Origin of the sequence: Actinokineospora spheciospongiae, from assembly GCF_003182415.1 — a bacterium.
Classification (GTDB): domain Bacteria; phylum Actinomycetota; class Actinomycetes; order Mycobacteriales; family Pseudonocardiaceae; genus Actinokineospora; species Actinokineospora spheciospongiae.
Map to the genome: position 1 here is coordinate 25,063 of NZ_QHCP01000001.1, position 14,989 is coordinate 40,051.

General features: G+C 73.2%; 15 protein-coding genes. 5 read left to right on the plus strand and 10 right to left on the minus strand.

Annotated features, from left to right (window positions below):
- Positions 1-346 precede the first annotated feature (346 nt).
- From DFQ13_RS00135 to DFQ13_RS00155, 6 genes are all read right to left on the minus strand, one after another.
- Complete coding sequence (locus DFQ13_RS00135; RefSeq protein ID WP_233438200.1) at positions 347-781, minus strand: hypothetical protein; 435 nt, start codon at positions 779-781, stop codon at positions 347-349.
- A 1-nt stretch (position 782) separates the two neighbouring features.
- The gene (locus tag DFQ13_RS00140) at positions 783-1,955 is read right to left on the minus strand and encodes a DUF6973 domain-containing protein (RefSeq protein ID WP_110078329.1); all 1,173 of its coding nucleotides are present in this window, start codon (positions 1,953-1,955) and stop codon (positions 783-785) included.
- Entirely contained in the window at positions 1,955-2,251 is a 297-nt protein-coding gene (locus DFQ13_RS00145) for a hypothetical protein (RefSeq protein WP_035288461.1), read from the minus strand. Before DFQ13_RS00145 ends, DFQ13_RS00140 begins: the two co-directional genes overlap by 1 nt.
- A gap of 141 nt (positions 2,252-2,392) precedes the next feature.
- Positions 2,393-2,554, minus strand: coding sequence for a hypothetical protein (locus DFQ13_RS33425; RefSeq protein WP_181399771.1), 162 nt, complete (start codon positions 2,552-2,554; stop codon positions 2,393-2,395).
- Between the two features lie 282 nt (positions 2,555-2,836).
- Positions 2,837-3,877 carry an aminoglycoside phosphotransferase family protein gene (locus tag DFQ13_RS35440; RefSeq protein ID WP_110078330.1) on the minus strand — a complete coding sequence of 347 codons (1,041 nt, stop codon included), beginning with the start codon at positions 3,875-3,877 and terminating at the stop codon, positions 2,837-2,839.
- A gap of 72 nt (positions 3,878-3,949) precedes the next feature.
- Complete coding sequence (locus DFQ13_RS00155) at positions 3,950-4,813, minus strand: EamA family transporter (protein WP_233438201.1); 864 nt, start codon at positions 4,811-4,813, stop codon at positions 3,950-3,952.
- Between the two features lie 70 nt (positions 4,814-4,883).
- On the opposite strand from DFQ13_RS00155, the gene DFQ13_RS00160 reads away from it, so the two are divergent.
- From DFQ13_RS00160 to DFQ13_RS00175, 4 genes are all read left to right on the plus strand, one after another.
- Positions 4,884-5,759, plus strand: coding sequence for a LysR family transcriptional regulator (locus DFQ13_RS00160; RefSeq protein WP_110078773.1), 876 nt, complete (start codon positions 4,884-4,886; stop codon positions 5,757-5,759).
- A 206-nt stretch (positions 5,760-5,965) separates the two neighbouring features.
- Positions 5,966-6,580, plus strand: a complete 615-nt coding sequence (locus DFQ13_RS00165; RefSeq protein ID WP_035288455.1) for an NAD(P)H-binding protein — start codon at positions 5,966-5,968, stop codon at positions 6,578-6,580.
- Between the two features lie 114 nt (positions 6,581-6,694).
- Positions 6,695-7,480: an FAD binding domain-containing protein gene (locus tag DFQ13_RS00170; RefSeq protein ID WP_110078332.1), complete on the plus strand. Its 786-nt coding sequence runs from the start codon at positions 6,695-6,697 to the stop codon at positions 7,478-7,480.
- A complete protein-coding gene (locus DFQ13_RS00175) occupies positions 7,477-10,179 on the plus strand; it encodes a molybdopterin-dependent oxidoreductase (protein WP_110078333.1) in 2,703 nt (900 codons plus the stop codon). The genes DFQ13_RS00170 and DFQ13_RS00175 overlap by 4 nt, the downstream gene beginning before the upstream one ends.
- Here the strand turns inward: DFQ13_RS00175 and DFQ13_RS00180 are convergent.
- The 3 genes from DFQ13_RS00180 to DFQ13_RS00185 form a co-directional block, all read right to left on the minus strand.
- A complete protein-coding gene (locus DFQ13_RS00180) occupies positions 10,124-11,254 on the minus strand; it encodes an MAB_1171c family putative transporter (protein WP_146240968.1) in 1,131 nt (376 codons plus the stop codon). The two genes, DFQ13_RS00175 and DFQ13_RS00180, sit on opposite strands and share 56 nt — an antisense overlap.
- A gap of 119 nt (positions 11,255-11,373) precedes the next feature.
- A complete protein-coding gene (locus DFQ13_RS32840; protein ID WP_233438202.1) occupies positions 11,374-11,895 on the minus strand; it encodes a hypothetical protein in 522 nt (173 codons plus the stop codon).
- A 149-nt stretch (positions 11,896-12,044) separates the two neighbouring features.
- Positions 12,045-13,076, minus strand: coding sequence for a fatty acid desaturase family protein (locus DFQ13_RS00185; protein ID WP_233438203.1), 1,032 nt, complete (start codon positions 13,074-13,076; stop codon positions 12,045-12,047).
- Between the two features lie 360 nt (positions 13,077-13,436).
- Here DFQ13_RS00185 and DFQ13_RS00190 point away from each other — a divergent pair, with 360 nt between their 5' ends.
- Positions 13,437-13,973, plus strand: coding sequence for a MarR family winged helix-turn-helix transcriptional regulator (locus tag DFQ13_RS00190; RefSeq protein ID WP_233438204.1), 537 nt, complete (start codon positions 13,437-13,439; stop codon positions 13,971-13,973).
- Between the two features lie 73 nt (positions 13,974-14,046).
- Here DFQ13_RS00190 and DFQ13_RS00195 read toward each other — a convergent pair whose 3' ends face one another.
- Positions 14,047-14,943, minus strand: a complete 897-nt coding sequence (locus DFQ13_RS00195) for an aminoglycoside phosphotransferase family protein (protein WP_110078336.1) — start codon at positions 14,941-14,943, stop codon at positions 14,047-14,049.
- Positions 14,944-14,989: the final 46 nt, after the last annotated feature.

The following is a 14,989-nucleotide window of genomic DNA, read 5'->3' on the forward strand; positions in this document are numbered from 1 at the left end:
AACCCACCTCTGATGAGGACCACACTGAGCCGGTGCGCGGCGGCCGTGCACCCAGGGATACCTCGCGCAGCTTCGACTTCTCGTGGGCGTCGGGCAGGCGGCGGTTCGAGTGCGGGCCAGTACGCGAGTGCGTTGGCGTGCATCGCCGAAGTCAGCAGACTGACGTCCGTCAGGGTATCGTCGTCGGCCGTCAGTTGCTGACGACGGCGAGGCGGTGGGTGAGGCGTTGGCGGTTCCCAGTGCCAGTCCCGTCAATTCCGGCTGACCGTCGATGGGGTGCCCGCCGGGCCGATTCGGACCTCGTGACCCGGCCGGTCATGTGCGCGGGCCAGGACCCCGTTCGAGGTCAGAGATCCGCCGGTTCGGTCATCGTGATGGCGCCCTCCCGCGCCGTCAGGACCACGTCCGCGTCGTACCGGCCTTCGCCGAGCGCGGCGACCTGGCCCAGGCTGACCATCCGCACGATCTCGTCGTCGCGCCGGAAGACCAGGAGGTTGCCGTCCTGGACGTAGTCCCCGCCGTGCGTGCCGTCGCCGTCGATTTCGGTGGGCTGGCCCAGTTCGCGTTCGATGCGCGCGCCGGATGCGGGGCCGAGGAGGATGTGCACGGAGGTCCAGTCGCCCGGGGCCAATTCCTTGAGCGGTCGTGAACCGCCCGCGCGGGCCAGTTCGGTGACAGACCGTTGCAGGGTCTCGTCGAATTCCACGGCTGCTCCCGAGGTGTCGCCGCCGCATCCCGCCAGCAGTGCCAGCAGGACGAGCAGGGTCGCGATCACACGCATGTCAGTACTGGTCCGGCTTCGCTGAGGGCCTGCCGGGGTCGCGGTCGTCGCCGCGTCCCGGGTTGTCGGTCGGCCAGGGGTTGTTCCTCGTGTCCCGGGTCTCGCCGGGGTTCACCTCGTTGGACGGCACGAGGGTGTCGTCGTTGTCGATGACCACCATTCTGCCGTCTTTGACCGCCTGCTCCACCAGGGAGGCCAGTTCCTCGGGGCTCGCGTCCGGGTTGGCCCGCGCGATCTCGCGGCCCACCTCGTTGTTGTGCAGGTCCATGCCGACGGGAACCGGGTGGCTGGACGGGTTGCGCTCGTGGGCGGTGGCGAACTCGCCCGCCCACTCCTCGCCGTACCGCTGCGTCATCAGCGCGTTCCAGTAGGCGTGCCGGAAGGCGTCCGCGTGCCCGTCGGTCAGGCCCTTGCCCTCGAACCTGCCCTCCGCCACGTGCAGCGCGTCCTGCCGGAGGTCGGCGAACTCCTTGACCCCCAGCAGCCCCTTGCGCGCTTGCAGGTCGTCGAGCATGGCCGCCTCGGCCTCGGTGACCTGCTCCTTGGAGAACCCCGCCTGCTCGGCGAGCCAACCGGTCAGACCGCTGGGCCACGTCGTGGTGGCGTCGGTCCGGACCTGGTACTTCTCCAGCAGGTCGCGGTGGCGCTGCTCGTCGGTGACGTGGTCCTCGCCCGCCGCCGCGGCGTCGGCCAGCGTCGTCGCCCCCGCGTCGTCGATCTCGCCGGAGCGGATGCCCTGGAGCACGGAGTCCAGTTCGCTGTCGATCGCGGTCGCCTGAGCCAAGGTGGCCTGCACCTCCGCCTGCAAGACCACGGTGGTCAAGAAGCCCCCACCCTCCGCCACGACCTCACCGTTGACGATCCGCATGCCGTTGCGGGCGGCCTGGTCCTCGACCGCCTCGACCCTGACGACCAGCTCCCGCACGGCGTGCTCGGTGTCGTCGATGACCTTCACCGCCGCGGACAACCGCGAGGCCAACTCCTCCAGGCCCTGGCGCCGGGTGCGCAGGTCGTTGTCAGCGGCCTCCGCCGCTTCCCCCGCCCACCCGGCGGGCTTGCTGCCGTCGAGCTCGTCCTGTAGACCGACAACGAGGTTGCGCCGCGCCACCAAGTGGTCGCCCACCTGCCCGACGGCATCGGCCCGCCACTGCCTGACCTCGTCCCAGGTGGCCATCAGCGACCTCCCATCCGCCCGAAGCCGTCCGCCGCGGCATCCTCCTGGGCCTGGTAGGCCTCAGCCGAGGCAGCCAGCGCGGTCGCGTACGAATCCATGCCCTCGGCCCACCGCGTACTCGTGTCCTCCCACTGCGGCCCGAGTTCGCGGGCCGTCGCGCCGGACGCCGCCCCGGGCAGCGCGGTGGCCAAGTCCGCCACCCGACCCAACTCCAGTGCCCGCACGACTCCCGCAGCCTGTCGCGCGGCGGCGGCCGCGGCGCGCAGCACATCGGGACCCACGTCGAAACCGGTCATTTCACCCCCAGTGGAATCCCACCGAAGGTATCAGCACGGGTGCTCCCTGTGACCGGGGTTCGACGAAATCGGAGCTGCGGTGGGGGCCGAGGAGATCATCACCGGGTTGTCTCCTCCTGGGGCGGTGCCAGGGCGGGAGGGTCAGGAGGTGGGGGTCGGGGTGGCGGAGAGGCAGGGCTGGTCAGGATCGCCGACCATCTCCAGGGTCCGCAGGCACCAGCGGCCCGAGTCAAAGGTGAGCAGGCCGCTGCCGGTGGACCAGGAGCAGTGGCTCAGGTCGCCGTTGTCGATCGCGATGATCACGTCCGCGGGCAGCTTTCTCCCGGTCGCCGGAGACGTCCGCGCCGCGCAATCCACATCCCCGATCCGCCGAACCCGTCACAGCCCGGGTGGCTCCCGCCTGCGACAGCACGGCCTGGTCACTCACCCTCGACGGCTTGATCTGTAGACGGGCAGCACCGCCCGGCGATCCAGGTTGAACCTCGGACACACCAGAAATCGGGGATGGTTCCCCACTGGAAAGTGCCCGAGGGGGCTTGTGCGCCCCTGGCTGCTGCCGGGTGCCTCGCGCGGCTTCGGACTTCCTCACGGCCGCCGGGTGGGCAGTGGGCCGAGTCCAGGCCAGCGCGCGAGTGCGCGGGCGTGCATCGCCGAGGTCAGCAGGCCGAATTGCGCCAAGGCGCCGTCGTCGGCGGTCAGTTCGCTGACCACGCCGAGGCGGTGGATGAGGCGTTGGCGGGCGGTGGCGGTTCCCCAGTGCCAGTCCCGGGTGGTGGCTTCGGCCAGGTGGTCGATGGTGCCGCGTTGGGCTCGGGGAACCAGGGCGTCGCCCCGGAGCAGCCAGCCCACGCAGGCGTCGGTGGTGCTGGGGAGGGTGGTGCCGGTGGTGGTGAGCCAGGTTGTCCGATAGGCGGTTTCGGCGGCGTGCAGGAGGTGTGGGGGCGGGGCGGTGGCGCACCAGCAGGTGGGGAAGCCGATGCGGAGGTAGGCGAGTTCGACCAGGCCGTTGCCCAGGGAGGACTGTTCGAAGTCGATGAACCTGACGCCTGCGGTGGTGTGCATGTCGTTGCCGGGGCAGGGGTCGCCGTGGAGGAGGGCGGTGGTGGGCATGGTGCGCAGGCGTCCGAGCAGGGCGTTCAGTTCGTCTTGGACGCCGGGGGTGGTGGGGACGTCGAGGTGGTGGGCGAGGCGGAGGAAGGCGTCGGCGTCGGTGGGGGTTGGGGCGGACCAGGTGGGGAGGGGTGCGTCGGGGTCGATGGTGGCGTGGAGGCGGGCCAGGGTGGTGGCGTGGTCGATCAGCCAGTCCTCGGCGGGGTGGTGGTGTTCCAGGTGCTCCAGGACCAGTACGTGGTGCTCCGGGTCGGTTGCGAGCAACGAGGGGGCGACCGGGGGTGTTGCTCGGGAAGCCAACCGCAGGGCGGTGACCTCGCGGGTGTAGCGGTCGGCCGCTTCCGGGTCTGCCACCAACTGCTTGACCACGGCGGGTGTTCCGGCCAGCTCCACCCGCCACACCCGTGATCGGGGGCTGCTGTCCAGTGGGACCACCGCGGTCGGTGAACCCAGTTCGGCTCGCAGGCGCCCCCCGAACGGGAGGTCACCGCTCTCGCCCGCGCCCTTCAGCACCATCTTTCGAGCATATCCACGGCACCGCCCTGTTCGGCGCCGGGAGCGGTGGCGCGACAGGTGCTGCGGACGGTGTCAACCTTCCCGGCTCGGTGGTCTTGCGCGGACGGCGCCAATGCTCGCGGTGACCACCAACGCTGTGGCCGCTGCCTCCACCAGGGTCAGGGCCTGGCCCAGGACCGCGAAGCCGACCACCGTGGCGATGGCGGGGGTCAGGCACGTCAGCACGGCGAACGTGCCCGCCGGGAGGGTTCGCAGGGCGCGCAGTTCCAGCGAGTACGGCAGCGCCGAGGACAGCACCGCCACGACGAGCCCCAGGCCCAGCACCACCGGGTCCGCCAGCGCCTGGCCCGCCGTGGACAGGCCCAGGGGCAGGGTGGCGACCGCTGCCACGACCAGGGCCAGTGCCAGGCCGTCGGTCTTGGGGAAGCGGCCCGCCGTTCGTTGGGACAGCACGATGTACGCCGCCCACATCGCGCCCGCTCCGAGGGCGAAGGCGACGCCGGGGAGGTCCAGGCCCGTGGTCAGGCCCGCGCGGCTGAGGGTGGCCACGCCTGCCAGGGCGAGGGTTGCCCACAGCCAGCGGCGGGTGGTGGCGACCGCCAGGACCAGGGGGCCGAGCACTTCGAAGGTGACTGCCGCGCCGAGGGGGATTCGGGCGACGGCCAGGTAGAACAGGGTGTTCATCGTGGCCAGGGCGAGGCCGAACCCGGCGATCACCAGCCAGTCCGCGCGGGTGTGGCCGCGCCAGCGGGGGCGGCAGGTGATCGCGAGCAGGATCGCGGAGAAGGCCAGGCGGAGCATGACCATGCCGAGGGCGCCCGCTCGGGGGAAGAGCAGGCCCGCGACGGCCGCGCCGGAGGGTTGGCAGAAGGCGCCGGTCACGACCATGGCCACGGCGGCTGCTCGGGGGGTGGTCCGGGTTGCCAGGGTTGTCACGGCGGTGACCGTATGCAGGGTGGACCACTCCGCGGAAATGCTGTTTCACCAGTGGTTATGCTCTACAGGCATGTCGGTTGAGCTGCGTCACCTGCGGGCGTTCCTGGCGATCGCCGAGGAGGGGACGATCAGTCGGGCCGCGGTGCGGTTGCACCTGAGCCAGCCCGCTGTGTCGCGGACGTTGCAGCAATTGGAGGCGCACCTGGGGGTTCGGTTGGTCGACCGGTCCACCCACCACGTGCGCTTGACGCCCGCCGGGATGGCCACGCGGGTCCGGGCCGAGGCGGCGGTGGCCGCTGTGGACGACGTGTTGGACGCCGGGAAGTTGGGGAGTTGGCCGTTGCGGGTGGGGCACGCCTGGTCGGCTTTCGGGGAGTACACCGTTCCGCTGCTGCGGGCTTGGCGGGCCGCTCACCCGGAGACCGCGTTGGAGTTGAACCGGGTGGACGACCGGACCGCCGGGCTGGTGCGGGGGCGGGTGGACGCCGCGCTGCTGCGGGGGCAGGTGCGGGTTGCCGGGTTGCACACCGAGGTGCTGCTCAGCGAACCCCGGTTGGCCGCCGTGCCCGCGAGCGGGCCGTTGGCCGGGCGGGCTTCGGTGGCGTTGGCGGACCTGGTGGGGGAGACGATCGCGGTCAACCCGGTGTCGGGGACCACCAGCCTGGACCTGTGGCCCGCTGACCGGCGCCCCGCCGAGGCCGTCGAGGTGTTGAGCACCGACGACTGGATCACCCTGATCGGTGCCGGGCACGCCGTGGGGATCACCACGACCGCCACCGTCAGCACCTACCCGCACGCGGAGGTGGCCTACGTGCCGTTGACGGGCGTGGCCCCGGTTCCCCTGGTGCTGGCCTGGACCACACCGCCCAGTCACCCGATGGTGTGGGCGCTGGCGGAGTTGGCCCGGGCCGTGGTGGGCCGAGGGCCTGGAGGGGGCGGCCGGTGATCGCGCGGGTGATCGGGAAGCCCGGGGGGTCCGGGTCGGTGGAGCGCGGGGCGAGGTGGGGGTGCGGGTCCGCCGCGTTTCGGCGGGGAGGGCGACGACCGCCCTTTTCGTGACTATTGCTCGCTTCTTGGGCGGTGTTCCGTGGATTAACCCACCCGGGTGAGGGTGGGCGGGTCTGGGCGCGGGGGGCCTCTAGAGTCTCGCGGATGCGTGTGGTGATCGCGGGCGGCCACAGCGGCGCGGGCCTGCGCCTGGCCTCCCTCCTGTCCGCCCGGGGCGACGCGGTGGTCGCCCTCGTCCCCTCCGACCGGCACCGCGCCGACGTCCGCGCCCACGGCGCCCGACCCGTCGTCCTCGACTCGCGCGGGCTGGTGGAGACCCTGCCCGGGGCCGACGCCGTGGTGTTCACCGGGGGCACCGCGCTCGGGCCGACCGAGCGCCCGGCCGCCCTGGCGTTCGCCGACGGGGTCGGGGCGCTGGGCATCCGCCGCTACGTGCTGCTGAGCACGATGGCGGGGGAGGCGCGGGCCGACGACAGCCCGGAACGGGCCGAGTACCTGCGGACCAAGGCCGAGACCGAGGCCGAGATCGCCTGCCGCGACCTGGACTGGACCATCGTGCGGGCCGGGCGGATGACCGACGACCCGGGGTCCGGGTTGGTCAGCCTCGGGGGAGGGGTGTCCGAGGGGGAGGTGCCCCGGGCGGACGTGGCCGCCGTGCTGGCCGCGCTGGTGACGGGGCCGTGGTGCGTGCGGCGGACCGTGGGGTTGGTCGGTGGGAGCACCCCGGTGGACGACGCGGTGCGGGCGCCCGTGGATTGACGGTGGGGGCGCGGCCTCGGCAGGTGGAGGCAGCTCGGCACGACCCGACGGCGGGCAACCGCGGTTTTACCCCCGCGCACCCCGTGCGGGCGGGAAACGTGGCAGCGTGGCGGTATGGACCTGAACACGGTGGTCGAGGTGCGCGACCCGCGCGTGCCCGGCCCCTGGCTGCCCGGTGACGCCTGGCTGGCCGGGGGCACGCAGCTTTTCTCCGAGCCGCAGCCCCTGGTGCGCAGGCTGGTGGACCTGACGAGGTTCGGGTGGCCCCCGGTGACCCTGGGCGGTGACCTGGAACTGGCCGCGACCTGCACGATCGCGGAGTTGTCCCGGTTCGGGCGGGACAGTGGGCTGCCGGTGGCCGAGTTGGTGCAGCAGTGCTGCCGGGCGTTCCTGGCCTCCTTCAAGGTCTGGAACACCGCCACCGTCGGCGGGAACCTGTGCAACGCGCTGCCCGCCGGGCCGATGATCTCGCTGACCGCCGCCCTCGACGGGGTCTGCCTGCTCCGGACCGGCGGCGGGGAGCGGCGCGTGCCGGTGGTCGACTTCGTGCGCGGGGCGGGGGAGTCCGTGCTGACCGACGGTGAGCTGCTGCGCTCGATCACCATCCCCGAGGCCGCGTTGCACCGCAGGTCCGCCTTCCGGCAGGTGTCCCTGCACGCCCACGGCCGCTCCGGCGCCCTGCTGATCGGCACCGCCGGCACCGGGTTCGCGCTCACCATCACCGCCGCCACCCCGCGCCCGGTGCGCCTCGACTTCCCCACCGCGCCCACCCCGGGCGAACTGCGCTCCGCCATCCTGGGCACCGTGACCGACTGGTACGACGACATCCACGGCCTGCCCGCGTGGCGGCGGCACATGGTGTTGCGGCTGGCCGAGGAGATCCGGGAGGAGTTGGCGTGACCGGCTTCGAGGTCCGGGTGAACGGCCGGACGCACGACGACTCCCCTCGGCCCGGGCAGTGCCTGCGGACCTACCTGCGCGGGCACGGGTGGTTCGGGGTCAAGAAGGGGTGCGACGCCGGGGACTGCGGCGCCTGCACCGTCCACGTCGACGGCACACCCGTGCACAGTTGCCTCTACCCGGCCCTGCGCGCCGACGGCAAGCAGGTGACCACTGTGGAGGGTCTGGCCACCGACGGTGAACTGCACCCGGTGCAGGAGCAGTTCCTGGCCGCACAGGGGTTCCAGTGCGGTTTCTGCACCGCCGGGTTCCTCATGACCGCCGCCGCCCTCGACGACGAGGGGCGGGCCGACCTGCCGCGGGCGCTCAAGGGGAACCTCTGCCGCTGCACCGGGTACCGGGCCATCGAGGACGCGATCACCGGCGTCAAGCACGTGGAGGAGCCCGCCGACGGGGAAGCGGTCGGTCGCAACCTGGGGGCACCCGCCGGGCCGCAGGTGGTCACCGGGACGGCCCGCTACACCTTCGACGTGGACGTGCCGGGGTTGCTGCACATCAAGCTGGTGCGCTCCCCGCACGCGCACGCGCGGATCACCGGCATCGACACCGCCGCCGCGCTCGCCGTGCCCGGGGTGCGGATCGTGCTGACCCACGAGGACGCCCCGCAGCGGCTGTACTCCAGCGCGCAGCACGAGATCGTCGAGGACGACCCGTGCGACACCCGGGTCTTCGACGACGTGGTGCGCCACGTCGGGCAGCGGGTGGCGGCCGTGGTCGGGGAGACCGAGGCCGCCGCCGAGGCGGGGGCGCGGCTGGTACGGGTGGACTACGAGGTGCTGCCCGCGGTGACCGACGCGCACGCCGCGATGCGCCCCGGCGCGCCGGTGGTGCACGACAAGGACCCGGTCGAGGCGCGGATCGCCCGGCCCACCGACAACGTGCTCGCCGAGCTGCACGACGAGTTCGGCGACTTCGCCGCCGGGCTGGCCGAGGCGGACGCGGTGTACCGGGGCACCTTCCGCACCCCCCGCGCCCAGCACGCCGCCCTGGAGACGCACGGCGCGCTGGCCTGGTTCGACGCGGAGACCGGCAGGCTCACCGTGCGGACCAGCACGCAGACGCCGTTCCTGACCAGGCGCTCCCTGTGCGCGCTGTTCGACCTGCCCGAATCCGACCTGCGGGTGGTCGCCGGGCGGGTCGGCGGCGGGTTCGGCGGCAAGCAGGAGATGCTGGTCGAGGACGTCGTGGTGCTGGCCGCGCTGCGGTTGCGAGAGCCGGTGAAGCTGGAGCTGACCCGGTCCGAGCAGTTCTTCGGCACCACCACCCGCCACCCGTTCACCGTGGAGGTGGAGGTCGGTGCCAAGGCGGACGGCACGTTGACCGCGTTGCGCGTGCACGTCGTCAGCGACACCGGGGCGTACGGCAACCACGGCCCCGGCGTGCTGTTCCACTCCTGCGGGGAGTCGATCGCCGCGTACCGCTGCCCGAACAAGCGCACCGACGCGTACGCCGTCTACACCCACAACGTGCCCTCCGGGGCCTACCGGGGTTACGGTCTGGGGCAGGTCATCTTCGCCGTGGAGTCCGCTTTGGACGAACTGGCGCACCGGCTCGGCATCGACCCGCTGGTACTGCGCGAACGCAGCGCCGTCCGCGACGGCGACACCCTGACCACGGCGTCGGGCCCCGAGGAAGACCTGCTGATCGGCAGCTACGGGCTCGACCAGTGCCTGGACGTGGTGCGCGCGGCGCGGGCCGAACCGGTCGGGCCGGTGCCCGGGGGGTGGCTGGTCGGCGACGGCGCGGCGCTGTCGATGATCGCCACCGCCCCGCCGCGCGGGCACTTCGGGGAGGCGCGGCTGCGGCTGCTCGCCGACGGGACCTTCGAGCTGTCGGTGGGGACGGCGGAGTTCGGCAACGGCTCCACCACCGTGCACCGGCAGCTCGCGGCGAGCGCGCTGCGGGTGGCGACCTCGCGGGTGTCGATCCGGCAGTCCGACACCGACCTGGTCCGGCACGACACCGGGGCGTTCGGGTCGACCGGGGTGGTGATCGCCGGGACGGCGGTGCTGCGCGCGGCCGAGGCGATGGTCGGCGCGCTGCTCGGCGCCGCCGCTGAGCGGTCCGGTGTGGACGTTTCGCGGTGCGCGCTGGTGGACCGGGGGGTCGACTGCGGTGGGCGGGTGGTGCCGTTCTCGGAGCTGGCCGCCGGGGAGCCGCTGACGACGACCGGTCACTGCGACGGGACGCCGCGGTCGGTCGCGTTCAACGTGCACTGGTTCCGGCTGGCCGTCGACCCGGGCACCGGGGAGGTCCGCGTGCTGCGCAGCGTGCACGCCGCCGACGCCGGGCAGGTGCTCAACCCGATGCAGTGCCGCGGGCAGGTGGAGGGCGGTGTGGCGCAGGGGTTCGGCGCCGCGGTGGCCGAGCACGTCGACACCGGGGCGGACGGCGCGGTCACCACGGCGGCGTTCCGGCAGTACCACGTGCCGACCTTCGCCGACGTGCCGCGTACGGAGGTCCACTTCGCCGACGTGACCGACCCGCTGGGGCCGTTGGGGGCGAAGTCGATGAGCGAGAGCCCGTTCAACCCGGTCGCCCCCGCCTACGCCAACGCCCTGCGCGCCGCCACCGGGGTGCGGTTCACCGACCTGCCGCTGACCCGGGACCGGGTCTGGCTGGGTTTGTCGCGGGACTGATCGCCAACCGGCGGGAGACGGCGCCGAGGAAGTCGGCGTCGTCGAGCAGGTCGGTCCCGCCCGGGACGGCGGCGGCGTGCGCGGTCGGGGGCGCACCGCCCGCCCGGGAGCGCAGGGCAGCGACCACCGCGGCGGCCTCCACGGCGGCGGCCAGCTCCCGGCCGGTGAGGCCCGCGGCGACGGCCGCGGCGTGGGCGGCCGCCGCGGTCTCGCGGCAGCGGTGGGGGCGCAGGGCCAGCAGGCCGTCGCGGATCTCGATGACGCGGCGGTACAGGCGCGGCCGCAGGTTGCCCAGCACGAGCGCGTCGGGCACCGCGGGCGGGTCGAGGGCGATGCCCGGGTCGGCGCGGTGCAGGGCCCGCCACAGCGGCCCCAGCCTGCGGTGCAGGCGGTAGCGGCGCAGCCAGCCCAGGCAGGCGGGGAGCGCGGCGGCCAGCAGGACCAGCAGGTACGCCGTGGTGGGCAGCACCTTGCCGGGGAGGGCGGTGCGGCCGAAGGGGAACTCGAAGCCCAGCCTCGGCGCCGTGGCCAGGGCGGACTTGTTCACCAGGTACAGCAGGCCGAGGGCCGCGCCCGCGGCGACCAGGCGCAGGCTGATCGCCGTGGTCCGGTCCTGCGCCTGCCGGGCGTGGCGCAGGCCGAGGTGGACCAGTGCGGCCAGTGCCGGTGCCTGGGCGAGCGCGTAGACCAGGCAGTACTCCATGACCCATGGGGACTGGGGGAGCGTGTCGGGCATGGCCGCGAACAGGGCGCACATCAGGGCGGCTGCGCCCGCCGCCCACCACGCCTGCCACCGGGCGCCGCGTGGGTGGCCGTTGACCAGGGCCAGGAACGCCTGGCCCGCCCACACGGCCTGGACCATGCCCAGGTGGCTGACCAGGCGGGCGGCGTGCGGGACGCCGACGAGGTCGCCGAAGGCGGTGGCCGCGGCCGGGATCTGGGCGGTCAGGGAGCAGGCCAGGCCGAGCAGCACCAGGCGCACACAGCGGCGGGTGGGGTCGCCCGCCCTCCACCTGCTCAGCAGGAGCAGCCAGGCCACCGCGGCGGGTGCCCACTGGCGGAGCGGTTCAGCCACGGGCCCCGCCGCCGGGGTGTCGGCTGCCGGTCCTCGGGTGGACCTGTTCCGCCGGGGCGCGCGCCGCGTGCTGCCGGTCGCCCGGGCACCCGGCCCCGGTGGTGTCGGAGGTGGGCGGTTCAGACAAGGCTGTCGCCGCCCAGGGCACCGCGGAGGCGGGTGGTGAGGGTGGTGCCCGGTGCTTCGCGGTGGCGGATGAGGTAGGCCAGGTGTTCGGCCTCGCGCTCCTCGGCGCCCGCGTGGCCCGCCTGGCCCGCCCGGCCGAGGACGCGGCGGACCACGTCGGGGTCGAGGTCGGGGAGCAGGGCGCGGGCCTGGTCGGCCAGCGGGATCGAGATCCGGTGGTCGCAGAGCAGGTGGGCCAGTTCGTGCAGGACGATGTGGTCGCGGTGCGGTGGGGTGGTGTCGCTCTCGTGGAAGATGAGGTCGGCGGTGTCGGTGGCCACCCACATGCCGCAGACCCCGGTCAGCCCGGCCATCGGCACCAGCCGGATGGGCCTGCCGCGCCGCTCGGCGACCCGCGCGCACAGCGCGGCCGCGTCGAACGGGGTCGGGACCGGCAGTTCGCGCAGCAGCGCCGCGTGCCGCCTGCGCACCGCCGCCCGGCTCAGGGGGCGGTGGGTGGCGACACCTCCAGCCATGGGCACAGCCTATCGGCAGTGCCCGGCGGGGCACAGGTCCTTGGCGGGATCTGGGGCTGTTCGCGGGGCGCCGGGTCCGGCAGGTGGTCGACCGCGACCGGACGCGGCTGCCCGCCGTCGCTGCGGGCAGCCGCGTCTGCGCGCGGGGATCAGGCCGGGACCGCCACGGGGGTGCGCAGGGGGGCGCTGACCGCGTGCAGGTGGCGCAGCACGTGGCCGTAGGTGGCGGCGAGGCCGCACTCGGTGTACTCGATGCCGTGCTCGGCGCAGTAGCGCTCGACGATGGGCTTCGCGCGGCGCAGGTTCATCCTGGGCATGGTGGGGAACAGGTGGTGCTCGATCTGGTAGTTGAGGCCGCCCGTGGCGAACTCGACCAGGCGACCGCCGCTGATGTTGCGGGAGGTGAGGACCTGGCGGTGCAGGAAGTCGATGCGCCTGCCCGCGGCGATCGTCGGCATTCCCTTGTGGCCGGGGGCGAAGGAGCAGCCCATGTAGAGGCCCCACAGGCACTGGTGCACGAGGATGAACACGACGCCGGTCAGCGGGGACAGCACCAGGAACACCGCGGTCAGGTACACCGCGAAGTGGCCCAGCAGGAGGAACATCTCCACGCGCCTGCCGCGCAGTTCCTTGCGGCGCAGCGACTGCACGGCGTTCACGTGCAGGCTGAAGCCCTCCAGCAGCAGCAGCGGGAAGAACAGGTACGCCTGGTGCTTGGCCATCCAGCGCAGGAAACCGCGCTTCTCCAGGCTCTGGCCGGTGGTGAAGGCCAGCACGGCGATGTTGACGTCGGGGTCGGTCTCTTCGTGGTTGGGGGCCTGGTGGTGGCGGTTGTGCTGGTCGATCCAGGCGCCGAAGCTCATGCCGACCATGCCGCCGTGCCAGAGGCCGATGGCGGTGTTGGCGCGCTTGCTGCTGAAGATCTGGTGGTGCCCGGCGTCGTGGCCGACGAAGGCGAGCTGGGCGAACATCACCGCGAAGAAGACCGCGACGAGCAGTTGCCACCAGGAGTCGCCCAGGGCGGCGAAGGCGACGCAGCCCGCGGCGAAGGCGACCATGTTGAGCGCGATGCGCAGGACGTAGCGCCCGTTGCGGCGGTCGAGCAGGCCCTCGGCGCGGATGGCCCGGGCCAGTTCGGCGTAGTTGCCGACGGCCGTGGCCGGTGTGTCGAGCGACGTCACGTGCCGCCACCATTCCTGGGTCGTGAGTGGGTGGGAGTCGGGGCGGTATGGCGTCCGGCGTCGGCGACGGAAGGTCGGCCGGACCGCCAACCCGCGATACGCCGTCGACACCGCCACCGTACACGGGCGCATGGGCTGTGTCGCGGTGCCCGAAGGCGTTCCGGCCCACCGTCCTCGACCGACTGCGGAGTAGGTTCGCGTCCCTTTATCCAGCCTGGTGGGAGCCGCTTCGGACACTCGGGACCGCCGCCCATCGCGCGCTGACCAGCGTCTGTCTGTCCGATCGCGGCTGTGAACTGTTCACCCGACATTGTCCGACTGACTAAGCTGGTTAGTTACTTCGTTGATAGTCTGGGTTTCGTGAACCCGGCAGAGCGCCCCGCGCGGCGGTACGCCGCGATCCCGGCAGGTGTGTCCACCCCCGGTGCCGACAACGACGTCATGGAGCGGTTGCAGGAGGTCGGCGTGCTGACGGTGGTGGTCGGGCAGCGGCTGGGGCGGGCGCTGGGGATCAACCCCACGGACCTGGCCGCGATGGACCGGTTGATCACCGAGGGACCGCTCACCGGCCGGGAGCTGGCCGACCGGCTGCGGATTTCCACGGCGGCCAGCACGCACGTGGTGGACCGGCTGGAGCGGGCCGGGCACGTGCGGCGGCGCGCGCACGAGACCGACCGGCGCAAGGTGCTCGTCGACCCCGTCGAGGAGTCTGTCGTCCGCCTGCTCGACCACCTGCGACCCCTGCTCGGCGGGGTGGAGCGGCTGGTGGGCGCGCTCAGCCCCGCCGACCGCGAGGTGGTGTCGCGGTTCCTGGGTGACGTCGTCGCGGTCTACACCTCCGCCGCCGACGCCATGACCGCAGACCGACAGGTTTCCCGGATCGAGGTGAACTCCTGATGAGCCGCACTGTCCTGATCCGCGTCGGCGCCCACTTCGCCACCCCGCCCGCCGAGGCGATCGACCTGTCGGACTACGCGGTCGCGTCCACCTGAGCGTCGTCGAGCAGTTCGGCGACCCGGCGGTGGGCGTCCGCCGGGTCGGTGGTGAAGTCCTCGGGGGTGGGCAGGGTCGCGGTCATGCCCCAGACCCGGCCCCGCGCCCAGGTGGCGTCGTCCACGCCGAGGGCTTCGCGGTAGGCGGCGCGGTGCCGGGCGGGGACCGACGCCCAGGCGGCGATCAGGTCGCAGGCCGGGTCGCCGACGGCCACCGTGCCGAAGTCGATGACCGCGACCAGGCGGCCGTCGTGGACCAGCAGGTTCCCCGGGGCGGGGTCGCCGTGGACCCAGACCGGCGGGTGCGACCACGCGGGGGCGGCCAGCCCCGCTTCCCGGACGGCGGTCAGACCGTCCACATCGGCCAGACCGGTCAGGGCTTCGAGCTTCGGGCGGAGGCGTTCGGCCACGATCGCCGAATCCCGCTCGTCGGCGACGGCGACACCGCGGAAGCCGTTGCTCCACTGCGGTGGCGGGCCGCCGGTCGCATCGATCGCCCGCAGCGCGCGGAAGAAGCCCGCCAGGGCCAGGACGGAGTCCTCGGTGGGGGTGAAGCCCACCGCGTCCTCGCCGTCGAGCCACTCGATGATCGACCAGGGGAACGGGTAGCCCTCGCCCGGCTCGCCCTGGAAGACCGGTGTGGGCACGGCCAGGGGGAGGTGCGGGGCGAGGACGGGCAGCCAACGCTGCTCGCGGGTGACCTGCTCCTCCCAGCGGGGGTACCTCGGCAGCCGGATCGAGAGCCGGTCACCGACGCGGAAGGTCATGTTGTCCCACCCGGGTTTCGCCACCGGCACCACCGGCAGATCGGACCACTGTGGACACTGTGCGGCCAGCAGCCGCCGGACCAGTGGCACATCGATGTCGACCGTCAACGCGGGCGCCCTCCCTCGTGGTGTCCGACCATCACAGCGGGGGAGG